The sequence below is a fragment of the Acidimicrobiales bacterium genome (genome assembly GCA_041394245.1).
In the GTDB taxonomy this organism is placed as follows: Bacteria; Actinomycetota; Acidimicrobiia; order Acidimicrobiales; family Aldehydirespiratoraceae; genus JAJRXC01.
On sequence record JAWKIR010000003.1, the window covers coordinates 118118 to 143241 of the forward strand.

The 25124-nt window shown below is 68.4% G+C and carries 24 protein-coding genes; 13 read left to right on the forward strand and 11 right to left on the reverse strand.

Annotated elements, in window-relative coordinates:
* Nucleotides 1-13: 13 nt before the first annotated feature.
* Genes R2707_15090 through R2707_15100 form a run of 3 tightly spaced genes read left to right on the forward strand, consistent with a single transcriptional unit; the run spans nt 14 to nt 3130 of the window.
* A complete protein-coding gene (locus R2707_15090) occupies nt 14-1288 on the forward strand; it encodes a glycosyltransferase family 4 protein (GenBank protein ID MEZ5246425.1) in 1275 nt (424 codons plus the stop codon).
* Nucleotides 1288-2052, forward strand: coding sequence for a class I SAM-dependent methyltransferase (locus R2707_15095; GenBank protein ID MEZ5246426.1), 765 nt, complete (start codon nt 1288-1290; stop codon nt 2050-2052). The genes R2707_15090 and R2707_15095 overlap by 1 nt, the downstream gene beginning before the upstream one ends.
* Nucleotides 2042-3130, forward strand: coding sequence for a hypothetical protein (locus R2707_15100; GenBank protein MEZ5246427.1), 1089 nt, complete (start codon nt 2042-2044; stop codon nt 3128-3130). Before R2707_15095 ends, R2707_15100 begins: the two co-directional genes overlap by 11 nt.
* 18 nt (nt 3131-3148) lie before the next feature.
* Here the strand turns inward: R2707_15100 and R2707_15105 are convergent, their stop codons facing one another.
* Nucleotides 3149-4732: an MFS transporter gene (locus tag R2707_15105; GenBank protein ID MEZ5246428.1), complete on the reverse strand. Its 1584-nt coding sequence runs from the start codon at nt 4730-4732 to the stop codon at nt 3149-3151.
* Between the two features lie 65 nt (nt 4733-4797).
* On the opposite strand from R2707_15105, the gene R2707_15110 reads away from it, so the two are divergent.
* Entirely contained in the window at nt 4798-5433 is a 636-nt protein-coding gene (locus R2707_15110; GenBank protein ID MEZ5246429.1) for a TetR/AcrR family transcriptional regulator, read from the forward strand.
* A 4-nt stretch (nt 5434-5437) separates the two neighbouring features.
* Here the strand turns inward: R2707_15110 and R2707_15115 are convergent, their stop codons facing one another.
* Both R2707_15115 and R2707_15120 read right to left on the reverse strand, forming a co-directional pair.
* Nucleotides 5438-6067, reverse strand: a complete 630-nt coding sequence (locus tag R2707_15115; GenBank protein MEZ5246430.1) for a class I SAM-dependent methyltransferase — start codon at nt 6065-6067, stop codon at nt 5438-5440.
* Nucleotides 6067-6522 (reverse strand): GtrA family protein, encoded by a 456-nt coding sequence (locus tag R2707_15120; GenBank protein MEZ5246431.1) that lies wholly within the window; start codon nt 6520-6522, stop codon nt 6067-6069. Before R2707_15120 ends, R2707_15115 begins: the two co-directional genes overlap by 1 nt.
* Nucleotides 6523-6599: 77 nt before the next feature.
* Here R2707_15120 and R2707_15125 point away from each other — a divergent pair, with 77 nt between their 5' ends.
* The 4 genes from R2707_15125 to R2707_15140 are packed head-to-tail and all read left to right on the forward strand — an operon-like array spanning nt 6600 to nt 10180.
* Nucleotides 6600-7448: an acyl-CoA thioesterase II gene (locus tag R2707_15125; protein ID MEZ5246432.1), complete on the forward strand. Its 849-nt coding sequence runs from the start codon at nt 6600-6602 to the stop codon at nt 7446-7448.
* Nucleotides 7445-8722, forward strand: a complete 1278-nt coding sequence (locus R2707_15130; protein ID MEZ5246433.1) for a PQQ-dependent sugar dehydrogenase — start codon at nt 7445-7447, stop codon at nt 8720-8722. Before R2707_15125 ends, R2707_15130 begins: the two co-directional genes overlap by 4 nt.
* Complete coding sequence (locus tag R2707_15135; GenBank protein ID MEZ5246434.1) at nt 8719-9717, forward strand: lytic transglycosylase domain-containing protein; 999 nt, start codon at nt 8719-8721, stop codon at nt 9715-9717. Before R2707_15130 ends, R2707_15135 begins: the two co-directional genes overlap by 4 nt.
* Nucleotides 9718-9733: 16 nt before the next feature.
* On the forward strand, nt 9734-10180 hold the full coding sequence (locus R2707_15140) for a GNAT family N-acetyltransferase (protein ID MEZ5246435.1): 447 nt from the start codon (nt 9734-9736) through the stop codon (nt 10178-10180).
* Here R2707_15140 and R2707_15145 read toward each other — a convergent pair whose 3' ends face one another.
* Complete coding sequence (locus R2707_15145) at nt 10181-11617, reverse strand: aldehyde dehydrogenase (protein MEZ5246436.1); 1437 nt, start codon at nt 11615-11617, stop codon at nt 10181-10183. It abuts the gene before it with no gap.
* 166 nt (nt 11618-11783) lie between these two features.
* Here R2707_15145 and R2707_15150 point away from each other — a divergent pair, with 166 nt between their 5' ends.
* Nucleotides 11784-11927, forward strand: a complete 144-nt coding sequence (locus R2707_15150) for a hypothetical protein (protein ID MEZ5246437.1) — start codon at nt 11784-11786, stop codon at nt 11925-11927.
* A gap of 27 nt (nt 11928-11954) precedes the next feature.
* Complete coding sequence (locus R2707_15155) at nt 11955-12851, forward strand: PAC2 family protein (protein MEZ5246438.1); 897 nt, start codon at nt 11955-11957, stop codon at nt 12849-12851.
* Between the two features lie 21 nt (nt 12852-12872).
* On the opposite strand, the gene R2707_15160 is transcribed toward R2707_15155, so the two are convergent.
* The 7 genes from R2707_15160 to R2707_15190 form a co-directional block, all read right to left on the reverse strand.
* Nucleotides 12873-13715 carry an alpha/beta hydrolase gene (locus R2707_15160; protein MEZ5246439.1) on the reverse strand — a complete coding sequence of 281 codons (843 nt, stop codon included), beginning with the start codon at nt 13713-13715 and terminating at the stop codon, nt 12873-12875.
* A complete protein-coding gene (locus R2707_15165) occupies nt 13712-14416 on the reverse strand; it encodes an NUDIX hydrolase N-terminal domain-containing protein (protein MEZ5246440.1) in 705 nt (234 codons plus the stop codon). Before R2707_15165 ends, R2707_15160 begins: the two co-directional genes overlap by 4 nt.
* 40 nt (nt 14417-14456) lie before the next feature.
* A complete protein-coding gene (locus tag R2707_15170) occupies nt 14457-16745 on the reverse strand; it encodes a [protein-PII] uridylyltransferase (protein MEZ5246441.1) in 2289 nt (762 codons plus the stop codon).
* A 92-nt stretch (nt 16746-16837) separates the two neighbouring features.
* On the reverse strand, nt 16838-18040 hold the full coding sequence (locus R2707_15175; protein ID MEZ5246442.1) for an ammonium transporter: 1203 nt from the start codon (nt 18038-18040) through the stop codon (nt 16838-16840).
* 125 nt (nt 18041-18165) lie between these two features.
* Nucleotides 18166-18915, reverse strand: coding sequence for a class I SAM-dependent methyltransferase (locus R2707_15180; protein MEZ5246443.1), 750 nt, complete (start codon nt 18913-18915; stop codon nt 18166-18168).
* 36 nt (nt 18916-18951) lie between these two features.
* Nucleotides 18952-19248, reverse strand: a complete 297-nt coding sequence (locus tag R2707_15185) for a hypothetical protein (GenBank protein MEZ5246444.1) — start codon at nt 19246-19248, stop codon at nt 18952-18954.
* Nucleotides 19245-19712 (reverse strand): hypothetical protein, encoded by a 468-nt coding sequence (locus R2707_15190; protein ID MEZ5246445.1) that lies wholly within the window; start codon nt 19710-19712, stop codon nt 19245-19247. Before R2707_15190 ends, R2707_15185 begins: the two co-directional genes overlap by 4 nt.
* 24 nt (nt 19713-19736) lie before the next feature.
* Here R2707_15190 and R2707_15195 point away from each other — a divergent pair, with 24 nt between their 5' ends.
* From R2707_15195 to R2707_15205, 3 genes are read left to right on the forward strand one after another with little or no spacing between them, the layout of a single operon-like run.
* The gene (locus tag R2707_15195) at nt 19737-21854 is read left to right on the forward strand and encodes a hydantoinase/oxoprolinase family protein (protein ID MEZ5246446.1); all 2118 of its coding nucleotides are present in this window, start codon (nt 19737-19739) and stop codon (nt 21852-21854) included.
* The gene (locus R2707_15200; GenBank protein ID MEZ5246447.1) at nt 21851-23461 is read left to right on the forward strand and encodes a hydantoinase B/oxoprolinase family protein; all 1611 of its coding nucleotides are present in this window, start codon (nt 21851-21853) and stop codon (nt 23459-23461) included. The genes R2707_15195 and R2707_15200 overlap by 4 nt, the downstream gene beginning before the upstream one ends.
* On the forward strand, nt 23458-25113 hold the full coding sequence (locus R2707_15205) for a thiamine pyrophosphate-binding protein (protein ID MEZ5246448.1): 1656 nt from the start codon (nt 23458-23460) through the stop codon (nt 25111-25113). The genes R2707_15200 and R2707_15205 overlap by 4 nt, the downstream gene beginning before the upstream one ends.
* Nucleotides 25114-25124 lie beyond the last annotated feature (11 nt).

Below are 25124 nucleotides of genomic sequence, written 5' to 3' on the forward strand. Positions count from 1 at the left end.
AGCCTGGTACGTCATGCCTTTCGACCGAGATCGCGCCCTGCGTATCGCGCTCCTCACCTATCGCGGCAAGCCGCATGTCGGCGGACAGGGCGTCTACGTCCGCCATCTCAGCAAGGCGCTCGTCGATCTCGGGCACCACGTCGAGGTGTTGGGCGGGCCGCCCTACCCCATTCTCGACGAACGTGTCCCCCTGATCGAGCTTCCCAGCCTCGACATCTGGGGCGACCCGCACCCGATGCGCAAGCCCCGCATCTGGGAGTGGAAGGACTGGACCGATGTCGCCGAACACGTCTCGTTCAGCACCGGCAACTTCTCCGAACCGATGGCCTTCAGCCTCCGGGCCTGGCGCCACCTGCGCACTCGCCGCGCCGATTTCGACCTCATCCACGACAACCAGACGCTCGGTTGGGGCCTCCTGAAGCTGCAGCAGGAGGGCTGGCCGATCCTCGAGACGATCCATCACCCGATCACCGTCGATCGCCGGCTCGAGCTCGAGCACGCCCGCACACCGTGGGAGAAGTTCGGCAAGCGTCGCTGGTACTCGTTCACCAAGATGCAGACCCAGGTCGGCAAGCGCATGCCCCGCGTCATGACCGTGTCCGAGTCCTCCAAGGGCGACATCAGCGCCGACCACGGGATCGACCTCGACAAGCTCCACGTCGTGCCCGTGGGCGTCGACCCCGAGCTCTTCCTCCCCGTGGCCGGCGTCGAACGTCGGCCCGGTCACCTCGTCACCACCGCATCGGCCGACGTGGCGATGAAGGGCCTCAAGTTCCTGCTCGAAGCCGTGGCCAAGCTCCGCACCGAGCGCCACATCGAGCTGACGATCATCGGCAAACGCCGACCCGACAGCCATGCGAGCACCGTCATGACCGAACTGGGTCTCGACGACTGTGTCCACTTCGTGTCGGGCGTACCCGACGAACGGATCGTCGAGCTCTACAGCGAGGCCGAACTCGCCGTGGTCCCGTCGCTCTACGAGGGGTTCTCGCTGCCGGCGATCGAGGCGATGTCGTGCGGTGTGCCGCTCGTGGCCACCACCGGCGGGGCCCTGCCCGAGGTCGCCGGCACCGACGGCGAGACCTGTTTCCTCACCGAGCCCGGCAACAGCGAAGCCCTCGCAGCGACGATCAAGATGGCGCTCGACGATCCCGAGCTGCGGGCCAAGGTCGGCGCGCAGGGCCGCCAGCGGGTCATCGACCAGTGGTCGTGGCGCCACACCGCCCTCAAGACGCTCGATCAGTACTGGGCCGTGCTCGACGAGCACGAAGCCCGCGGAGGCGCGTGATGCTGACGGTCGACTACGACAAGTTCGATCTACGCGCCGGGGATCTCCTGCTCGATCTCGGGTGCGGCTTCGGCCGCCACACCTACGAGGCGCTCGTGCGCGGGGCCGACGTGGTCAGCTGCGACATGGCGCTGCCCGAGCTCGAGGCGATCCGCAACACCGGCCCGATCCTGGTCGACGACGGCCTGTTCGACGGCTCGCTGATGCGGGCGCAGGTGCAGGGCGACGGCACCCGACTCCCCTATCCCGACGAGACCTTCGACAAGATCATCGCCTCCGAGGTGCTCGAACACGTCCCCGACGACCAGGCGGCCTACGACGAGTTCATGCGGATCCTCAAGCCGGGCGGCACCATCGCCGTCACCGTGCCCGCAACCTTCCCCGAGAAGATCTGCTGGAAGCTGAGCGACGAGTACTACGCCCCCAAGGCCGAGGGGGGCCATGTCCGCATCTACACCGAAGACGAGGTGCGGGAGAAGCTCCGCGGCGCCGGGCTCGACCCGGTCGGCTCGCATCGTGCCCACGCCCTGCACTCGCCCTACTGGTGGATCCGGTGCGCCGTCGGCGTCAACAACGAGATCGACGACAACTGGTCGGTGAAGACGTACCACAAGCTCCTCGAGTGGGACATCGTGAAACAGCCGTGGTTGACTCGCACGGCAGAGAAGGTTCTCAACCCCGTGCTGGGCAAGAGCCTCGTGGTCTACGCGACGAAATCGCCGTTGCGCTCGAAGCGGATGCGGGAGGACGCACATGCTGCCTGACATCCCCGGCGTCCTGTCGGCCCAGCAGGTCCGCGACACCGCCGACCACATCGCGTCCTGGCAACTCGACTCGGGCATGATCCCGTGGTTCCCGGGTGGCCACGCCGACCCGTGGAACCACATCGAAGCGGCGATGGCACTGGTGATCGGCGGACGCCGGGCCGAGGCCGAGGCCGCCTACCAATGGCTCGTCGATCTCCAGCGCCCCGACGGCTCCTGGCACCAGTACTACCTCGCCGACGGGGTCGAGCAGGACAAGCTCGACGCCAACGTCATCGCCTACATCGCGGCCGGTGTCTGGCACCACTACCTGCACTTCCGCGACCTCGGGTACCTCGAGGAGATGTGGAAGGTCGTCGAGCCCGCGATCGACTTCGTGCTCGAGCTCCAGCAGCCCCGCGGCGAGATCCTGTGGGCCCGCCACCCCGACGGCACCCCTTGGTCGTTCGCGCTGCTCACCGGGTCGTCGTCGATCGCCCACAGCCTGCGTTGTGCGGTGGCCATCGCCAACGAGCTCCACCACGAACGCCCCGACTGGGAGCTCTCGGTCGGTCTGCTCGCCCACGCCATCCGCCACGAACGCGACGAGGCGTTCTCCCCGAAGCACCGCTGGGCGATGGACTGGTACTACCCGGTCCTCGCCGGCGTGATCACCGGCGAGGCGGGCCGTGCCCACCTGGCCGACCGCTTCAACACGTTCATGCTCGACGACAAGGGCATTCGCTGCGTCAGCGACCGGCCGTGGGTCACCACCGCCGAGACCTGCGAATGCGCGCTGGCCCACATGGGCGTGGGCGAGCACGACATCGCCATGCAGCTCTTCACCGCCGCCCAGGCGACCCGCGAGGACGACGGTCGCTACATCACCGGCATCGTCCACCCCGAGGGGACGCTGTTCCCGCCCGAGGAGCGCTCGACCTACTCGTCGGCCGCGGTGCTGCTCACGGCCGAAGCCATCGACGGCACGAGCCCGGCCGCCCGCCTGTTCTCCGACCACGAGTTCCTGCCGGCGATCATCGACGTCGACCCGTCCGACCAGTCGGCCGACTCGACCATCGACGGACGCACCCGCGACTGAACCAGCGGTTCCGCCCGCTCAGACGACGCCGAGCTCGACCGAGTCGGCGATGGCGGAATCCCCGTGGGGCGACTCCGCCCGGGCGGGGAGGAAGCGAGCGGCGAATGCCGCACCGCTGAGCGCCACGAAGGCGGCGACCACACAGGCGACCGACATACCCGACAGGAACGCCTCGTTGACCGCGCCCAGGTAGGCGGGCGCCCCGTCGCCGAGACCCTGGGCCACGAATCCGGCGGCGCCGACCGACTCCTCGGTCAGGTGACGGGCCTCGTCGGGCAGCTGCAGGATGAACTCGCTGTCGCGGAGGGCACCGACATAGATCGAGCTGAAGACCGAACCGATGATGGCCACCCCGAGGGTGCCGCCGAGCTCGCGGGTCGTGTCGTTGACGGCCGAGCCGATGCCCGCCTTGTCGGCCGGCAGGGAGCCCATGATCGACTCGGTGGCGGGCGCAGTGGTCAGGCCGAGCCCAACACCGAGGAACACCATCTGCCCGACGATCTCGAGGTAGGGCGTGGCTTGGGAGACGGCGGAGATCCAGAGGAAGCCGACGCCCATGAGGGTGAGTCCGGCGGTGACGACCCGCTTGGTGCCGATCCGCTCGACGACCTTGGGAGCGATCACCGCCGCCGTCGCGATCGAGAGCGCCACCGGGATCGTGCGGACGCCGGCCTCGAAGGGGCCGTATCCGCGCACGAGCTGGAAGTACTGCGTCACCAGGAAGATGAACCCGAAGAGGGCGAAGAAGGCCGACGTCACGGCGACGCTCGCGGCGCTGAAGCGCAGGTTGGTGAAAATCCGCACGGGGAGCATCGGCGAGGGCACCCTCAGTTCCCAACCGACGAAGGCGGCGAGGGCGACCGCGGCGACGACGAACCCGGCGATGGTGGAGCCACTGGCCCATCCCCACTCCGGGGCCTCGATGATCGTGAAGACGAGCGCGCTGATCGCGCCGATCGACAGCAGCACACCACCGACGTCGAGCTTCGGTGCGGTCGCGTCACGTGACTCGGGGACCAGGACGACGGACGCTGCGACGGCGAGCACCACGATGGGGACGTTGATGTAGAACACCGATCCCCACCAGTAGTGCTCGAGCAGCCATCCGCCCACGATCGGGCCGGCCGCCACCGCGACACCACTCGTTGCGGCCCACACGCCGATGGCCGCCGCCCGTTCCTTCGGATCGGCGAAGACGTTGGCGATGATCGCCAGGGTGGCCGGGAAGATGAACGCGGCGCCGATGCCCATGAGGGCCCGGCTCACGATCAGCGCGCCGGCCGATCCGACCGACCCGGCGACGACCGACGTGATCCCGAAGGCGACCAGACCGACGATGAGCGAGCGCTTGCGGCCGAACCGGTCGCCCAGTCCGCCGGCGGCGAGGAGCAGCCCCGTGAACACGAGGAGGTAGGCATCGACGATCCACTGGAGCTCGCGGGTGGACGCACCGAGGTCGACCGCCAGCGACGGCAGCGCGATATTGACGATGGTCCCGTCGAGCAGGGTCACGAAGACCGCGAGACAACTGACGGCGAGGATCGCCCAGCGGCGACGGTGGACGGCGGGGGACACGGATGCGGTAGCGGCGGTCTGATGCATGTTGACAACGTAAAGATCCGTGCTTGCCAGTGTCAAGATGCTGTGGCCCATGGCACACTGAACCCGTGACCGAGAAGAGCTACCACCACGGCGACCTCGCCCAGGAGCTCCGTCACGTCGCCGCCGACCTGATCGCCGAGCGCGGCGCCGCCGGGTTCTCGCTGCGAGAGGTCGCCCGCCGGGCCGGCGTCTCCCATGCAGCGCCCGCCCACCACTACGGCGACGCCACCGGGCTGCTCACCGCGGTGGCGATCGAAGCGTTCGTGCATCTGCGGGCCGCGATCCTCGCCGCGATCGAGGGCATCGACGATCCCGGCGACCGCATCGTCGCCGCCGGCCGCGCCTATGTCGAGGTCTCCGGGTCGAACCCCGGCCACTGCGCCGTGGCGTTCCGCCACGACCTGGTACACGCCGACGATCCGGTGCTGCAAGCCGCAGGCGAGGGCGCCCACGGACTCTTCCGCTCGCTCGTCCAGGAATTCGCCGACCGCCACAACCCCGAACTCGACGTCGACACCGCAACCCGGCTCGGATGGGCCGCCATGCAGGGCCTCACCCAGCTCTATCCGAGCATGGTCGACATCGAGGTGCGCCACGGCGCGGCATCGTTCCCGGACCGGGGCCAGGTCGCCGAGGAACTCGGCCGCATGATCGTCCGCGGCTTCATGCCGACCCGAGCGTCTCCGACCGACCGGTCGTGAACGGTCAGATACCGTCGGCGATGCGCTCGAGCACTCGGAGCGAGCCGACCGCGGCGAGCTCGCGGAAGGCACCCGAATCCATGGCCCGGCAATAGATCTCGTAGGGCGGGCGACCGCCGTCGTCCGGATTCGGGAAGACGTCGTGGATCAGCAGTCGACCGCCGACGACCACGTGGGGCACCCAGATCTCGTAGTCGCGGTGCGCCGGATCGTGCCCGTGGCCTCCGTCGATGAAGAGCAGGGCCAGCGGTGTCGCCCACGCGCTGCCGACCGTCGGCGAGTCGCCGACCAGCGCCACCACGGTCCCTTCGAGGCCGGCATCGTGGATCGTGCGGCGAAAGATCGGCAGGGTGTCCATCTTGCCGATCTCGGGATCGACGAGATCGGGCTCGTGCCACTCCCAGCCGGCCTGGTTCTCCTCGGACCCACGATGGTGATCCAGCGCGAAGAGCACCCGGCCCCGCTCCCGCGCCGCGGCACCGATGTAGACACCCGACTTGCCGCAATAGCTGCCGACCTCGAGGAACGGACCCTCCACCTCGACACCCTTCGCCGCCTCGTGCAGCGCAACACCCTCGTCGGGCGGCATGAAGCCGCGAGCGGCCTCGGCGAACGTACGGATCTCGGGGTCCATCACACCACTTCGACTTCCACCTCGCGGCGCACGCCCCACATCATCCGGTCGAGCACGATGTACTTGGCGACCCACACCACACCGAAGGCCGAGAAGTTCACGCCGATCAGCACGAGCGAGCTGTCGGTGAAGAATCCGGCGATCCCCACGCACAGACCGGAGAAGGTGAGGCCGATGAGCGCGAGGATCCAGAACGGCGCAACCTCGGCCTTCATCGAGTTCGCGCCGCGCTGCTGCCACACCCAGCGACGACTCAGGATGTAGGCCGGGATCGTGCTCACCATCCACGCGATCAGCACCGACAGCACCCTATGGAGCTCCAACACCGCGAGGCAGATCAGCAGCGTGCCGTTGCCGGTGAACACATTGACGACCGAGACGCCGCAGTAGCGGAGGATCTTCCTTCCGTGCTCCTCGAGGAGGCGCGTCAGCCCCAGGCGCTCGACGGTCGACATGGGGGTGGAGGCTAGCGTCATACCCCTTCTTGTCGGCCGACCGCGGGCCGGTGTTGACCGTGCGGCAGTATGTCCCCATGCAGCACGACGTCGATGATCTGGTCGACCTCCTCGATCTCGAGGCGATCGAGGTCAACATCTTCCGCGGGGTGTCACCCGACGAGAACCGACAGCGGATCTTCGGAGGTCAGGTGGCGGGCCAGGCGCTCGTCGCGGCGGCCCGCACGATCGACGACGACCGCGCCGTGCACTCGCTCCACGCCTACTTCCTGCGCCCCGGCGATCCGTCGGTCCCGGTCCTCTACGAGGTCGACCGCATCCGCGACGGTCGCTCGTTCACGACCCGACGCGTCGTCGCCATCCAGCACGGTCGGGCCATCTTCAACCTCGCCGCGTCGTTCCACATCCACGAGCCGGGGCTCGAACACCTGGAGCCCATGCCCGACGTGCCCGCAGCCGACGGACTCCCCACCCGGGCCGAGCGGTTCGCCGAGGCGGGGATGGACGACCCGTTCCCCGACCACCCGCACCCACTCGACTTCCGCTATGTGACGAGGAGCCCGCTCGATCGCGGCGATCCACAACCACCCGTGCAGCAGGTCTGGTTCCGCGCCGACGGCACGCTGCCCGACGACCAGGTGCTCCACACCTGCCTGCTCACCTATGCGTCCGACATGACCCTGCTCGACACCACGCTGCTCCCCCACGGCACCGGTTCGGGTGACGACACGATCCAGATGGCCAGCCTGGACCACGCGATGTGGTTCCACGGCGAGTTCCGGGCCGATGAGTGGCTGCTCTACGACCAGCACACGCCGGCGGCCACCGGAGCGCGCGGCCTGGCCACCGGTCGCGTCTTCACCCACGACGGTCGGCTGATCGCCAGCGTCGTGCAGGAAGGCCTGATCCGAAAGGTGCCCAAGTGAGGGTCCACCGTTCCGTCGCCGTGCTCATCGCGCTCACGCTCCTCGCCGCGGCGTGTGGCAACGACGACCCCGTCGGCGAGTCGTCGGTCACCACGGTCCCGGTCGTGACCACGGCCCCCACCACGTCGGCCGAAACCACCGACCCGGCCACCGACGAGACATCCGACGAGACCGCGACCACGACGACCACCGAGGCCCCCGACCCCCGTTCGGTCAACGGCAATCTCACCCGGGTGAGCGTTGCGCCGTCGGTCCTCGGAACCTTCCGGGAACCGGTCGACATCGCGGTCGCGCCCGACGGCGAACTCTGGCTGGCGCAACGACAGGGCATCGTCTCCGTGCTCGACCCGGTCACCGGCGAACTCGGCGACACACTGGTCGACCTCTCGGCCGAGACCGTGGCGGGAGGCGAGCGCGGTCTGCTGGGCCTCGCGGTCGACGCCGACAACCTCTACGTCAACTTCACCGACCTCGACGGCACCACGAACATCGACGCGTTCGTGCTCGATGCCGCCGGCCGGCCCGGCGAACGCCACCATCTGCTGTCGATCGAGCAGCCGTTCGCCAACCACAACGGGGGCGGGCTCCAGATCGGCCCCGACGGACACCTCTACATCGGCGTGGGCGACGGCGGCTCGGGGGGCGATCCCCTCGGCGCCGGCCAGGACCCGACCCAGATCCTCGGCTCGCTCCTGCGCATCGATCCGACCCCCGGCGCGGCGACCCCCTACGCGATCCCCGCCGACAATCCGTATGCCGACGGCGAGAACGGTCGGCCGGAGATCTTCGCGATCGGGCTGCGCAACCCCTGGCGCTTCTCGTTCGATCCGATCACCGACGACCTGTGGATCGCCGACGTCGGCCAGAACCAGTGGGAAGAGGTCGACCTCCTCCTCGGCGCCAACGGCTTCGGTCTGGGTGCCAACCTCGGATGGAATCTGCGAGAGGGCACCCACGAATACAGCGGCGCCCGACCCGAGGCCAACGTCGACCCGGTGTTCGAGTATCCCCACGCCGGCAGCACCCCGAGCGGCTGCAGCATCAGCGGCGGGGTCGTCTACCGGGGCCTCAACATCCCCGACCTCATCGGCTCCTACGTGTTCGGCGACTATTGCGAGTCGTCGCTGTGGGCCCTGTCGATCGTCGACGACGCCGTCGTGTTCCGCGATCTCGGAGTACCGGTCGACAACCTGGTGGGCGTCGTCGCCGATGCCGACGGCGAGCTGCTCGCCCTGTCGCTCAGTGGCGACGTGACCCGCATCGTCGCGGTGTGAGAGGGCGCCGTCGTCTCCTGACCGGTGCCCTCCTCACCGTGGCCGCGGTCAGCGGAGCATGCGCCGAAGGCGCCCGCCCCGAGCTGACCGAAGTGACGCTGGCGCCGACCAGCTCGACCACGACGCTCGCACCGACGAGCACGACGACCGAGGCGCCGGTCGTGCACCCCCCGGCCCCGGACGGACGCGTGTATCCGGCCGTACCCGCCGATCCGATCGCGGCGGCCGAGCGTCTCTACGAGATCGAGCGACGGATCCACTCCGAGGATCCGGAAACAATCGGAGCACGGGCCTGGGCCGATCTCGCCCACGAGCAACAGATGCTCTACCGGATCATCGGCCGCAACGCCGAGTGGATCCGCACCACACTCGCCGACGCCCCCGACGAGTACCTGACGATCATCGAACGGCACCTCGCGGCGCGACAGGCGATCGGCGACATCGGCCACGGCGGCGACCCGCCGGTCAACGTCCCTGCGTGGGAGATCGTGGAGCCGCTCGACGCCGACGAACTCCGAGCGCTCTACGAATCGGCCGAAGCGTCGACCGGGATCCCCTGGTCGTTCCTCGCGGCCATCAACCTGATCGAGACGGGCTTCGGACGAATCGACGGGCTCTCGACCGCGGGCGCACAGGGACCGATGCAGTTCCTCCCCACCACCTGGGAAGAGGTCAGCGACGGCGACATCGACGATCCCCACGACGCGATTCCTGCCGCCGCCCGCTATCTCGTGCGCCGTGGCGGACCCGACGACATGCACAACGCGCTGTTCGGCTACAACAACTCCGACGCCTACGTCGCCGCGGTGACCCACTACGCGAATCTGTTCCGCGACGACCCGTCGTCGTTCCTGGCCGCGCACGCATGGGAGATCCACTACTCGGCCGCGATCGGTGACCTCTGGTTCCCTGTCGGCTACCGACGCGAGGAGGCGCAGCCGGTGACCGACTATCTGGACGAGGCGCCGTGGTCGGCGCCACCTCCCGCCGCCTGACCTCTACGCTCGGCCCATGGTCGAGACGTACATCGCAACCGAGTGCAACGCCGAACTGCGCGAGGCAATGGACCGGCTGGTCCCCCAGCTGTCGAAGTCGAACCCCCCGCCGACCGACGATGCGCTGCAGGAGATGATCGATTCCGACGCGTCGATCCTCTTCATGGCCCGTGACGAGACCGGCATCCTCGGCACGCTCACGCTCATCCTCTTCCGGATCCCTACCGGCATCCGGGCATGGATCGAAGACGTGATCGTCGACGAGGCCGCCCGCGGCAAGGGCGTCGGTCGCATCCTCAACGAGGCGGCGATCGAACATGCCTTTGCCGCCGGCGCCATCACCGTCGACCTGACGTCACGCCCGAGTCGCGAGGCGGCCAACCGCCTCTATCAGCGCATCGGGTTCGTTCAGCGCGACACCAACGTCTATCGATTCAGCCCACCCGAACAGCAGGACTCGTAGCTAAGCGGGGAGCAGGACCGACTGGATCTCGGTGAAGGGACCGAAGCCCTCCGGGCCGAGCTCCCGACCGATGCCGCTCTTCTTGAAGCCACCGAACGGGCTCGCCATGTCGAGGATCGCCGCGCTGTTGACCGCGACCACCCCGGTGCGGATCTGGCCGGCGATCTCGGCGGCCCGGTCGATGTCCTGCGTCCACACCGAACCGCTGAGGCCGTAGTCGCTGTCGTTGGCGATCGTGATCGCTTCGTCGACGGTGTCGTACTTGATGCACGACAGCACCGGCCCGAAGATCTCCTCACGGGCGATCTTCATGTCGTTGGTGACATCACGGAACACCGTGGGCTCGACGAAGAATCCCTTCTCCATGTCGGCGAGGTTGCCACCGGTGACGACGACGGCACCCGCGTCCTTGCCGGCCTGGAGGTAGCCACCGACCTTTTCGTGCTGACGCTTCGCCACCAGCGGGCCGAGCACCATCGCCGGATCGGTCGGGTCGCCGTAGGGCAGTGCGCCGACGGCGGCACCGAGCGCTTCGGTGATCTCGTCGTAGCGGCTGCTCGGCACGAGGATGCGGGTCTGGGCGCCGCACGCCTGGCCGGTGTTGAGCATGCCCGACATCACGAGATCCCCCATGACGGCGTCGAGATCGACGTCCTCCAGCACGATGGCGGCCGACTTGCCGCCGAGCTCGAGGGTGCAACGCTTGATCTGCTCACCACAGATGCCGCCGACGATGCCGCCGGTGAGGGCCGAGCCGGTGAAGCTGACCTTGTCGATGTCGTTGTGACGGACGAGGTACTCGCTGCCGACACGATCGGCCGAGACGACGTTGACGACCCCGGCGGGAAGGCCCGCCTCCTTCGCGCACTCGCCGATGAGGCGGCCGTGCAGCGGTGTCTCGGGAGCGGTCTTCAGGATCATCGTCGAACCGGTGGCGATGACCGGGCCGAGCTTCATGGCCGCGATGAACAGCGGGACGTTCCACGGCACGATGCCGGCGCACACGCCGACCGGCTGGCGGTTGACGAGCACCCTCTGACCCATGGATCCCTGACGCTGCTCCTGCCAGGCGTAGTTCTTCGCGATGTTGACGTATTGGTCGAGCACCATCGTCGATGCGAAGACCTGCATCATCATCGACTGGGTCGCCGGCGTGCCCACCTCGGCCGTGATGACCTCGGCGAACTCCTGGGCCCGGGCCTGGATCGCCTGTGAGAAACGGCTCAGCGCCTCGACCCGCTCATCGGGCGTCCATGTGCGCCACTCGCCGTTGAACGCAGCGACCGAGCTCGCGACCGCCCGATCGATGTCGGCCGGTCCACAGTCGGGCACCGAACCGATCACGGCCTCGGTCGCCGGGTTGATGACCTCGATGCGGTCCGTTGCCGTTGCGGTGACATGTTCGTTGTCGATGAAGATGGTGGTCTGGTCGTCCATGGACCAGACGTTAGCCACGCCGTCCGTCCGTGCCCAGATGGGCCGTTCGGCACGAATCCGAAAATATGTCAGTTCAATGACGGAACCGACCCGCCGAGACGTAGTACGATGCCCGATGCGGGTAGGTCGGCTCGTCCCCCAGGGGTCGGCTTCCAAGGAGATTCAGGTGTCCATCTCGAAGATCACCGGCGGCTATGTCTTGGCGAACGGGGTCGACCGCGCCACTGCAGATGCGTTACGAAAGCAATACGACGGTGCAGTCGTGAGCCGCAACGCGGATGGCACCTACCGGGTGACCCGAGCACGCTGAGGCTCTCGCGCCGATAGCGTTGCGGGCGTGTCGACGCACGAGAAGTCTCCTGCCCACGTCCGCTGGCTCTCCAATGTTCCCGAGCTCCGCTCGCCGGTGCTGATCACCGCTTTCGAGGGCTGGAACGATGCCGGCGATGCTGCCAGTATCGCCGCGGCCCACCTCGCCGATCGTTGGGACGGCACCGCGCTCGCCGAGATCGACGCTGAACACTTCTACGACTTCAGCACGACCCGCCCGCTCGTCCAGCTCGACGAAGACCGTCAACGTTCCCTCGTCTGGCCGACGAACCAGTTCCGGGCCTGCCGGGTCCCCGGGGCGTCCCGCGATGCCGTCGTCCTGCTCGGCCTCGAACCCCAGCTCCGCTGGCGCACCTTCTGCGATCAGATCATCGAGACGGCACGGGCGCTCGATGTCAGCCAGATCATCACCCTCGGCTCGCTGCTGGCCGACGTGCCCCACTCCCGGCCCGTCGAGGTCTATGGCGCGACCGACGACGCGACGCTGATGGCCGAGCTCGAGCTCGAACCGTCCACCTACGAAGGACCCACCGGCATCGTCGGCGTTCTCGCCACCCAGTGCCGCGATGCCGAGATCCCCACTGCATCGGTGTGGGCCGCCGTCCCCTCCTACGTGCCGGGCGCGCCATCGCCCAAGGCCGGGCTCGCGCTCGTGGAGCGCGTCTGTGAGGTCATCGGCACGTCGATCTACTGCACCGACCTCGAGATCGCCGCGGCGACCTATGAGCGCCAGGTCGACCAGCTCGTCGCCGAAGACGACGACACCGCGGCCTATGTGGCCGATCTCGAAGACGCGTGGGACGACGAGGACGAACACGGCGAGGTCGAGATCGACGAGGAACTCGACGACGACCCCGAAACCCTCCTGGCCGAAGTCGAGCAGTTCCTGCGCGACAACGAGTAACTGTCGAGCCGTCGTTCGCGGTCAGAGATGGCGGTTGAGCCAGGCGATCACGGTGTCGACGATCTCGAGACCCTCGGCCTCGTTGAAGAGCTCGTGGCGGAGACCGTCGTAGAGGATCCGTTCGGCGTTGGGGAGCGTCTCGAAGATGTCGCTCGCCGAGGCCGGGACCAGACGGTCGTCGGTGCCGTGCAGCACCAACGTCGGCATCGCGATGTTGTCGATACCGGCTCGCGCCTCAGTCATGGCGGTCATCAACTCATGGCCCAGCCGAGCGGTCGGAAACGGGACCCGATAGGGATCGGCGTAGAAGACCTCGCCGACCTTCGGATCCTTCGACAACAGCGCCGGGTCGCCTTTCTCCCTGACCTCGAACCTGGGCGCGATCCGGCTCGCGAGTGGTGCGACCAGGCGGAGATGGGTCGGAATCTCGGCGTCGAGCGCCGGACCCGAGAGCACGAGGAGATCCGGTTGGGGACGGTCGGTGTCGACGGCGTACCGGGTCGCCATGAGCCCACCCATCGAGTGGCCGAGCAGCACTGTCGGCAGGCCGAACTCACGCACCTGTGCGAGCTGATCCTCGACGTCGTCGGTGAACCGGGACCAGCGGTCGACGTGACCGCGGCGTCCTCCACTGCGTCCGTAGCCGCGATGATCGATGGCGACGACCTCGAAACCCGCATCGGCGAGGCGCCGGCCGACATGTTCGTAGCGTCCGCTGTGTTCGGCGATGCCGTGGAGCAGGAGCACTGCGCCGTGCGCGTCGCCCGCTGGCTGCCAACGGCGACGAAGCTGCACGAGACCGTCGCGGGTCGTCCCGTGGTCGGCGGCGGAGGTGACGGGTTCGTAGGCGGTGGGGGTGGTCATCGGGCGTCCTCGTGGTCGGCATCGCCCCGCCACGGCGGGTTGCGCGGATGATCGAACTGTACGGCGAGATCCTCGCCCCTGATGGCCCGGAAGGCCTGATCGGCCCAGAGCTCGGCGTTGGCCGTCGGCACCGGGAGGGCATCCTCGGCGAACCAACCGACGTCGCTGCATTCGAGGGGATGCGGGTTGAGTCCTCCGCCGGTCATCCGACAGTGGAAGACGAGCGAGATCAGCGGGATGCGGGTGAAGCCACGGCGTTGCCCGTCGAGGATCGCGATGGGACGCACCACGTCGCACTCGATGCCGGTTTCCTCGTAGACCTCCTTCACCACGACCTCGGCCGGCGAATAGCCGACGTCGGCCCAGCCGGTCGGGTAGAGCCAGACCCCCGAGTCGGCTCGCTGGATCAGCAGCAGCTCGCCGGCGTCGTTGCCGACCACCGCGCCAACGGTGATCTTCGGGGTGACGTAGCCGGCGACACCGGCGCCCACCCGATCGAGCCATTCCTGCACCTGCTCCTCGGGATGGAACCCTCCCTCGACATGGGACCGGATGTCGGCCGCCACGGCGAGCACCTCCTCGAAGCGTTCGCGCTCGTAGAGGTTCTCGGTGAAGCCGAGCCCGGTCCGGGCGGTGGCCGAGAGGGCCTCGGCCCACCGGATCAGTTCACGCTCGGTGGCCCGGCGCGGCGCGGGAGGCATGTCGTTCACACCACGAACCCTACGCAACCTGCGGCACCGGTCAGGCGTCGGCGACGAGAGCGGTGAGGATGGCGAGTTCGATCTCGCGCTGGTGGGCGATGTCGGTGACCTTCTGACCGTCGGAGTCGAGCACGTAGAACGCATCGACCACGTCGTCGCCGAGGGTCTGGACCTTCGCCGTGTAGATGTCGAGATCGAGGTCGGCGATCGCCCGCGTGACCCGGTAGAGGACGCCGATCGAGTCGGGTCCACGGACCTCGAGCACGGTGTAGGACGACGACATCTCGTTGTCGATGATGACCTGGGGGTCGATCAGCACCGCCGTGGTGGCTCGCTGGTAGCGATAGTTGCGGGCGCGTTGGATGAGCCGGGCCCGGATGGCCACACGGCCGCGCAACGCCCGCCGCACGTCCTCCTCGACCTGCTTCGGTCGCTCGTCGAGTCCGATGCCGCCGCCGACCCGCAGCACCTCGAGGGCACGGTCGTCCTCGGTGTGGAGCTGTGCCTCGAGGATCTCGACGCCGTGCAGGGCGAGGGCACCGGCGACCCGGGAGAACGTGCCCCGCCGGTTCTCGGTCATGACCGTGAGCTCATGGCCCACGAGTTCGACGTGCTCCACGCCGGTCCGGAGCCGGGCGAGCAGCTCGTCGGACGGGAACACCGACGGGATGACCCTTCCGCCGGTCTGGATGAAGTGACTGGCCCGTTCGACCAGGTCGCTGACCAGGCCGGCCTTCCAGCTGTTCCACGCCGAGTTGCTCGTGGCGATGGAGTCGGCCTCGGTGAGCGCACCGAGCAGTTCGAGCGTGTTGACCGAGTCGATCTCCTCGGCGACGAAGCGGATCGTGTCCTCGTCCTCGAGATCACGGCGACTGGCGACATCGGGCAACAGCAGGTGGTGTCGCACGAGCACCGCGAGCACGTCGACGTCGGCCGGCGGGTAGCCCATGCGGGTGCCGATCCGGCGCACGAGGTCGATGCCCACTTCGGAGTGGTCTCCCGGGTAGCCCTTGCCGATGTCGTGGAACAACCCGCCGAGGACGAGCAGGTCCGGTCGCTCGACCCGATCGGCGATGCGGGCCGCCTCGGCCGCTGCCTCCATGAGGTGACGATCGACCGTGTAGCGGTGATAGGCGTTGCGTTGCGGGCGGCTGCGGTTCGGCGCCCACTCGGGGATCAGGCGCGACAAGAGGTCGACCTGGTCGAGCGCTTCGAGAGTGCGGATCGCATCGTGCCCGAGCAGGAGGAGATCGACCAGGACGTCGCGTGCCTCGTCCGGCCAGGGGTCAGGAAGGTTCGGGCTCTCGTCGGCGAGACGGTCGAGCACGGAGCGCTCGATGAACGCATCCTCCTTGGCGGCGAAGTAGGCGATGCGGAAGGGAAGGACCGGATCGCTCGCCACGGGCGCGTGGTCGTCGAGCAGCAATGTCTCATCGACGATGCGGATTCCGTGCCCGAGATCGCGGACCTTGCTGCGCCAGCGACGACGGGTCGACCGCAGGTGCATGCGGTGCAGCACGGCGTCGGTGATCCAGGCAACCGTTCGCGCCGCCTGGGCGATGTCGGCCATCAGGTCGTCGGCGTCGCCGTAGCCGAGCGCAGCGGCCACCTCGTCCTGGTCCTGCAGGAGCAACTGGTTCGAGTGCCGGCCGGTCGACCGGTGGAGCTCGACGCGCGCCGACAGGAGCGCATCGTGGGGACCCACCAGGCCCTGACGCTCGGACTCCTCCATCAGGCCGTCGTCGGCGAGATCGATCCAGTGCAGGGCATGGACGTCGCGCAGTCCACCGCGTGAGAGCTTCAGGTCGGGTTCGAGCAGGAACGCCACCTCGCCTGCCTCGGCGTGGCGTTGACGCGTCCCCTCCGACAGGAGGTTGAGCATCTTGTCGGCGTTGGAACGCCACTGGGCCCGAGACCTGGCCGCGAGTTCGGTGACCAGCTTCTCCTCACCCCCGATCAGCCGGATGTCGAGCAGCGACGTCGCCGTGTCGAGATCACCGGCCGCGAGATCGAGCGCCTCGTCGATCGTGCGGACGGCGTGGCCGAGCTTCATGCCACTGTCCCAGATCGGGTACCAGATGTTCTCCGCCACCTCGGCGACATGGCCCGAGCCGTTGTGGATCAACAGGAGGTCGAGGTCGGAGCCCATGCTCAGATCTCCGCGGCCGTAGCCGCCGACGGCGGCGAGGGCGACCCCGCGCATCTCTCCCACGCCGCCGACCACCGATTGCAACCACGCGTCGATCTCCGCGGTGTAGGCCCGCGACAACGCCGTGCCGATCAGGGAGGAATCGGCGAGAACCGCCGACGTTGCCGGAATGCTGCTCATGCGACCTCCAGTGTCGCCCATCCGCACCCCCAACCCGCCACACCGGTGTCAGACACCCGCTACACCGGTGTCAGACACCCGCTACACCGGTGTCAGTCGAGGTAGGCGGTCTCGGCGTGCTGGGTCTGGTCGAGGCCGGTGATCTCGTCCTCGTCGCTGACCCGGATGCCCATCGTTGCATCGAGCACCTTGGCGATGGCGAAGGTCACGACGAACGAGAAGACGAGCACCGAGACGATGGCCAGGACCTGGCTGACGACGAGGGCGCCGTCACCGAAGAAGAGCCCGTCGACGCCGTTGATACGCGAGTCGGCGAAGAAGCCGAGGAGGACACCGCCGACGATGCCACCGACCATGTGGACGCCGACGACGTCGAGCGAATCGTCGTAGCCGTACTTGGTCTTGAGCTGGATGGCGAAGTAGCAGCACACCGACGCGACGAACCCGAAGATGATCGGTGACAATCCGCCGACGTAGCCAGCGGCCGGCGTGATCGCGACGAGGCCGGCGACGACACCGGACGCGCCGCCCAGTGTGGTCGCATGACCGTCACGCAGCCGCTCGATCGCGAGCCAGCCGATCATCCCCGCAGCTGCGGCCACGAACGTGTTGAGCAGCGCCTGTACTGCGACGCCGTCGGCGGCCCCGGACGAACCGGCGTTGAAGCCGAACCACCCGAACCAGAGGATCCCGGCACCGATCATGACCATGGTCAGGTTGTGCGGCGGCATGGCGGTGTGGGGCCAGTCCTTCCGCCTCCCGAGAACGAGCACGACCGCGAGGGCGGCAACGCCGGCGTTGATGTGGATGGCGGTCCCGCCGGCGAAGTCGATCGCCGCCGGGTCGAGCTTCGAGTGGTGCCACCCGGTGTAGACCCAGTAGGTGACCGGTGTGTAGACGAGGATCGACCACAACGGGACGAAGACGGCCCAGGCCGAGAACTTCATGCGATCGGCGACCGCACCCGAGATGAGAGCCGGAGTGATCGCCGCGAAGGTCATGAAGAACGCAACGCGGATGAGCGACTCCGGATTGCCGGTGAGGTCCTTCAAGCCCGCCGCATCGAAGTTGCCGATGATGGCTTCGAGCCCGTCACCATCGCCGCTGTTGCCCAGCGAGTAGGTGAACAAGACCCACAGCAGCGGCACGATGCCCAGGCAGTAGGTGTTCATGTTCAGCATGTTCAGCACGTTCTTCGAACGCACCATGCCGCCGTAGAACAGCGCCAGGCCCGGCACCATGAACACGACGAGCGCCGTGGAGATCAACATCCACGCGATATCGCCTGATTCCATCTCAATTCCTCCCCCCGTCGACGCGGGGTCTCCGCGATCGAACAGGGGGCAACGTACGGAGCGACTGTTTCGAGAGTGTTTCGCCAGACTGATGCGTGTGTTACATCGTCTCGGCAAGGTCCCGTCTAATAGGGCCAGTCCCGGCTGTGGTGGCCCAAGATCCGCGTCAGCGAATACAGCTTTGCCGTCAGCAAGATCTTGATGGCGACGTTGCGGACGAACCACGGAAGTTGCAGCGCTTGACGCCCGAAATCGACCACTCGCTCCGACGACGTCAGGTGCTCGCGCCGGTACTCGGCCATCGACTGCGAACGACCCACATAGCGCCACTCGCCCCCCACGAAGGTGGTCGTCATCAGCGCCAAGGTGACCCCGATCGAACTGAACGAGTCGTGGATCAGCATCGTGCCGCCACCCGACACCCGGTTGCCCCACTCGACGATGTCGGCTCGGGCCGGACCGAAACGATGAGCACCGTCGATGTAGAGCAGATCGATCTCGCCGTCGACGTCGTCGAGGGCGTCGTCGCTCATCTTGCGCACATGGGTGACCCGATCACGGACACCGGCGTCGGTCAGGTTGCGGTTGTAGACCGTGTGGTCGTCGTCGCCACGTTCCTGGTCGGCTGCGATCTCCTGTGGTCCGCGATCGCTACCGGCGTGGGGGTCGATCGACACGATCTCGATGCCGTCGGCCGCAGCCGAGGCCAACACGATCAGGGAGCGACCGCGAAAACTCCCGATCTCGACGATGCGGGTACCGGGCCCGAGGTCGCTCGCCCGGTCGTGGAGACGTCGGGCCTGGTCGTCGGTCATCCATCCTTCGACGTCGGCGACCCGGGCGAGAACGTCGGAGAAGGAGCGGCGGTCGGTCACGAGGCAGGAGCCTATCGAGGCCCGGAGAACGAGGCGTCAGGAGAGGAGCTCGGCCGCCCGGCGGAACACCTTCGAGCGCGGCAACGCATCGACGCAGCCGGCGGCGAGCGCCGCCCGGAGCGCGTCGGTGTCGACATGCGCACCGTAGGCGACCACCGGTGGGCCGAGCGCCACCACGTCGGCGGGGTCGAGACCTGTCGCGAGGTCGAGCAGGATCAGTGTCGCGCCGACGAGTTCCGGCCCCGCGAGCGAACGCACCACGACGACGTCGGGCAGCGCCGCCCGAAACCGGCTGCCGTCCATCAGGTCACGGGTGACCACGACGGCGCTCATCGGTCGAGCTCCCGACGACGACGGAGGTGCACATGGGCACGCGCCGCACCCCACAGGAGGCCGGGTTCGTGCAGGGTCGGGTCGATGTCGGCGAATGACGCAGGACCGAACCCGAACAGATCGTCCGGGAAGGCGCGCACGTCGAACTCGTCACGTGGGGGCGGCACCGCGCGACGGTCGACGAGGAGCCGGGTGATCCCGCCCGTCGCCGCCCGAATCGCGGCCAGCGGATTGCCGGCGCCCGCATCGACGTCGGCCGAGAGGACCCGGCGGAGCTCCGGCACGAGCGCGTCCATCGTGTCGGAGATTGCCGCCTCGAGCTGGTCCGATGCCAGGTCGGGAGCCACCGTCGACGCGCACCGGTGCAACCACTCGGGCACCAGCCGTTCGAGCAACCCCGTGAGTTCGCGGGCGATCGCCGCCAATCGTGCCTCGTCGTCGGCGAGTGTCGGCTCGGCGGTCACGGGAGGAATACTACGGTGACCGAGGTGACCGTCGTTCCGACCGATGCAGTTCCCCGGGGTCGAGGGCCTCTGACCGCGAGTCCCCGGATCGGCGCCGATGTCGGCGGCACGTTCACCGACATCGTCATCGAATCGGCCGGCGCGCTGCATTCGACGAAGCTGCTGACCACCCACGACGCACCCGAGCGCGCCATCCTCGAGGGGATCGCCCGCGTGGCCGCCGACACCGGGATCGATCTGCACGATGTGGCCCAGATCATCCACGGAACGACGCTCGCCACCAACGCGCTGATCGAGCGACGCGGTGCTTCGACCGCACTGGTCACCACCGCGGGCTTCCGCGACGTCATCGAGACACGGACCGAGAGCCGGTTCGAGCAGTACGACCTCGACATCGTGCTCCCGCGTCCACTCATCGAGCGCAAGGACCGTTTCGTGGTCACCGAGCGACTCGATGCCCGCGGCGACGTGCTCGTCCCCTTCGACGATGCCGGCGCCCACGAGATCATCGAGCGGATCGCAGCCGGCGGTTACGAGGCCGTTGCCGTCGGGTTCCTCCACAGCTACCGCAATCCGGTCCATGAGCAACGCTTCCGCGACCTGCTGCGGACCGAGCTCCCCGACGTCGCCGTGTCGATCAGCAGCGAGGTCTCACCCCAGATGCGGGAGTACGAGCGGTTCAACACCGCGTGCGCGAACGCCTACGTGCAGCCCCTCATGGCCTCGTATCTGGTCCGTCTGCGTGACCAGCTCCGTGATCGCGGCGCCGCCTGCCCACTCCACCTGATCCACTCGGGCGGCGGCCTGATCGATGTCGAGACCGCGGCTGCGTTCCCCGTGCGCCTCGTCGAGTCCGGGCCCGCCGGCGGCGCGATCTTCGCCGCCGACCTCGCCCGACGCTACGGCCGCGACCGCATCGTGTCGTTCGACATGGGCGGCACCACGGCGAAGATCAGCCTGATCGAGGATTTCACGCCACAGACGGCCAAGACCTTCGAGGTCGACCGCACCGCCCGGTTCAAGAAGGGCAGCGGCATGCCGATCTCGATCCCGGTCATCGACATGATCGAGATCGGCGCCGGCGGCGGTTCGATCGCCGGCGTCGACAGCCTCGGGAGGATCCGCATCGGCCCGCGCAGCGCCGGCAGCGAGCCCGGGCCGGCCGCCTACGACCTCGGCGGCACCGAACCGACGGTCACCGACGCCAACCTCGAACTGGGACGACTGCACCCCGAGACGTTCGGCGCCTCCGACATCACGCTCTCGCCGCCGCAGGCCCGCGAGGCGATCGACCGGCACGTCGCCGCGCCACTGGGGATGAACGCTCACCTCGCCGCGGTCGGGATCATCGAGGTCGTCGACGAGAACATGACCAACGCGGCCCGAGTCCACGCGGTGGAGAACGGCAAGGACCTCGCCGGTTGCTCGATGATCGCCTTCGGTGGTGGCGCACCGCTCCACGCGGCCCGGCTGCTCGACAAGCTGGGCCTCGACGAGCTGATCGTGCCGCCCGGCGCGGGCGTGGGTTCCGCCATCGGGTTCCTGCGGGCACCCTTCAGCTACGAGGCGATCCGCAGCTTCTACACCACCACCGCCGACTTCGACCTCGACGGTGCCACCCGAGTGCTGGCCGAACTCACCGACGAGGCCCGTTCGTTCGTCCGCGCCGGCACCGACGCCGAGCTCACCGTCCAGAGCCAGGTGGCGATGCGCTACAAGGGTCAGGGCTGGGAGATCCCGGTGACCATCGACGTCGAGGCGTTCGGCCCCGAGACGCTGGCCCACGCGTTCACCGAGGCATACATCGAACACTTCGGTCGGGCCATCGACGCCGTGGTGATCGAGATCGTGAGCTGGGCCGTCCGGGTCGCCTCGGTCAGCGCGACGCCCGACCCGATCGATCTCACCACCGCCCACGTCGTCGACCACGAGCCTGCGCGACGCCGCCTCGTCCACGACCCGACCATCGGCGACGACGTCGACACCGCCATCGTGCGGCGCGACGACCTGACAGTCGGCACACGGGTGGTCGGGCCGGCCGTCATCGTCGAAGAGCAGACGACCACGGTGCTCGCGAGCCATCACCACGCGGTGGTGCAACCCGACGGATCCCTGCTCGTGACGAGGAACGGCGGCCGATGAGCACGCGCGAACTCCACTACCAGGTGATGTGGAACCGGCTGATCTCGATCGTCGAGGAGCAAGCGGTGACCCTCGTCCGCACCGCGTTCTCGACCTCCGTGCGCGAAGCCGGAGATCTCAGCGCGGGCGTGTTCGACCGCGAAGGCCGGATGATCGCCCAGGCCGTCACCGGCACTCCGGGCCACGTCAACACAATGGCAGCGGCGGTCGCCCATTTCATCGACGACATCGGCCCGGAACGCATCCACCCCGGCGATGTCTATGTCACCAACGACCCGTGGAAGGGCACCGGCCACCTCCACGACATCACCGTGTGCACACCGGTCTTCCACCGCGGCGCCCTGATCGGGTTCTTCGCATCGACGGCGCACGTGGTCGATGTCGGCGGTCGCGGCTACGGACCCGACGCCCACGAGGTCTACGAGGAGGGCATCCGGATCCCGATCATGAAGTGGGCCGAGCGGGGCACGCTCAACGACGACCTGGTGCTGATCATCCGCAACAACGTCCGCGAAGCCGATCAGGTGGTCGGCGACATCCACGGATTGGCCGCCTGCAACGAGACCGGCCGCCGCCGTCTCGTCTCGATGCTCGACGAGTTCGACCTGCCCGACCTCGACGACGTCGCCGCGTTCGTCTTCGACCGGACCCGCCGAGCCACGCTCGGGGCGCTCGCCTCGGTGCCGGGGGGGACCTACCGCAACGAGATGACGGTCGACGGCTACGACCACGCGTTGACCCTCGCGGTGACGCTCACCGTCGACGACAGCAGCATGCACGCCGATTTCACCGGCACCTCCCCGATCAGCGCGTTCGGTATCAACGTGCCGCTCACCTACGCGCAGGCCTATTTCACCTACGGGATGCTCGTGGCCCTTGCCCCGGAGCTGCCCAACAATTACGCCTCGCTGGCTCCGTTCACCGTCTCGGCCCCACCCGGCGTGATCCTCAACGCCCAGCACCCCGACCCGGTCGCGGTGCGTCACGTCATCGGCCACTTCGTGACCGATCTGTGCCTCGGGGCACTCGCCGAGGCACTCCCCGGGGTCGTTCCCGCGGAAGGAGCGGGCGCGCTGTGGAACTTCCAGGCGAGCGCCCGCAGCGCCTCCGCGACCGATCCCCGACCTCCGGTCGAGATCCTGATGTTCAACAGCGGCGGCACCGGTGCGCGGCCCACTCTCGACGGCCTGTCGGCCACTGCGTTCCCGTCCGGCGTGCGGACGATGTCGGCCGAAGCGACCGAACAGGTCGGTCCGATCATCGTCTGGATCAAGGAGCTCCGGCCCGACTCGGGGGGTGTCGGCCGACAACGTGGTGGCCTCGGCCAGATCATCGAGGTGGGGCCGGCCGAGGGCTATCAATTCGAGTTCTCCGCCATGTTCGATCGTGTCGACAACCCGGCCCGCGGCCGCCACGGCGGCGGCGACGGAGCGCCGGGAAAGGTCGAACTCGATGACGGCACCCCCTTCGCGACCAAGGGAAGGCAGACCGTGCCGGCCGATCGCCGTCTCGTCATGCACCTCCCGGGCGGCGGCGGATTCGGCGATCCGGCCGAGCGCGACCCGGCCGCCGTCACCGACGATCGCGCGCAGGGCTACATCACGTGAGCGGGCGCAGCGGCGGCCAGTGCGTGGTCGACAGCCTCGTCGCCCACGGCGTGACCACGACATTCGGCGTCCCCGGCGAGAGCTACCTCACCGTGCTCGACGCGCTGCACGACACCGACATCGGGTTCGTGATCTGCCGCCAGGAGGGTGGTGCGGCCTACATGGCCGAGGCGTGGGGAAAGCTCACGGGCACGCCGGGCGTCTGCCTGGTCACCCGCGGACCAGGGGCGACCAACGCGTCCATCGGTGTCCACGCGGCGCAGCAGGCATCCACACCGATGGTTCTCCTCGTGGGTCAGGTGGCGACTCACGAGCAAGGGCGTGAGGCGTTCCAGGAAGTCGACTACCACCGGATGTTCGGCGGTCTGGCCAAGTGGGTGACCGAGATCCGCTCGGCCGACCACGTCGGTTCGGTCATGGCCGAGGCATTCCACCGGGCTCTGAGCGGGCGCCCCGGGCCTGTGGTCGTCGCATTGCCCGAAGACGTGCTGCAGGCGCGCACCGACGTCGCCGCGGCACCCCCACGACCGATCGACCCTCAAGAGCCGAGCGCCGACGACGTTGCCGCGATCGTCGCCTCTCTCGCTGCCGCGAAACGCCCGGTGATCCTGGCCGGAGGAGGCGCTTGGACCCACGACGCCCGACGCGAGCTCGTCCGCTTCGCCGAACGGTCCCGGATCCCGGTCGTGGCGGCCTTCCGGTTCCATGACCTCATGGACAATCACAGCGAGTGCTACGCAGGCGAAGCCGGGGTCGCCATGCCGCCGGCCGTGAGGGAGACCCTCAGCCGCGCCGACTGCGTGCTGGGGCTCGGCGTGCGTTTCGGGGAGATGACCACTGCTGCCTGGAGCATCTGGCCGGTCCCCGACCCCGGCGTTCCGCTCATCCACGTCCATCCCGATCCGACGCAGTTCGGTCGCATCCACACGCCCACGGTGGCGGTGCCGGCCCGGCCCGGCCCGATGCTGCGCGCACTCCTCGCCGCCGAGGTCGAACCGCACGACACCGGCTGGCGCCGGGAAAGGCGTGACGCGTTCGCGGCGACGCTCGAGTGCCCGCCCCAACCGGGCCCGCTCGACATGGGCGAGGTGATGGCGTGGCTTCGCGCCCACCTGCCGTCCGAGGTGGTGGTGACCAACGGCGCGGGGAACTTCACGGTCTGGCCCAACAAGTACATGCTCTACGGTCCCGACGCCCGGCTGCTGGCACCTCAGAGCGGTTCGATGGGCTACGGATTGCCTGCCGCGGTTGCCGCGAAGGTGGCGCATCCCGAGCGCACCGTCGTCTGCTTCGCCGGCGACGGCGACCTCCAGATGAACGTCCAGGAACTCGGGACCGCGCTCCAGGCCGACGCCCAGCCGATCGTGCTCGTGATCGACAACGGCACGTACGGCACCATCCGCATGCACCAGGAACGCAGCTTTCCCGGGCGCGTGGTCGGCACCGACCTCGTGAATCCCGACTTCGTGGAACTCGCCCGCGCCTATGGCTTCCATGCGGAACGGGTGGCGCAGACCGACGAGTTCCCGGCTGCGTTCCGACGCGCCGAGGCATCGCCGTCGGGCGCGCTGTTGCACCTGACCGTCGATCCGACACAGCTCACCCCGACCCAGTCCATCGCCCAGGCCCGGGCCCACGCCACCCGACTGTGAAGGTCGGCGTC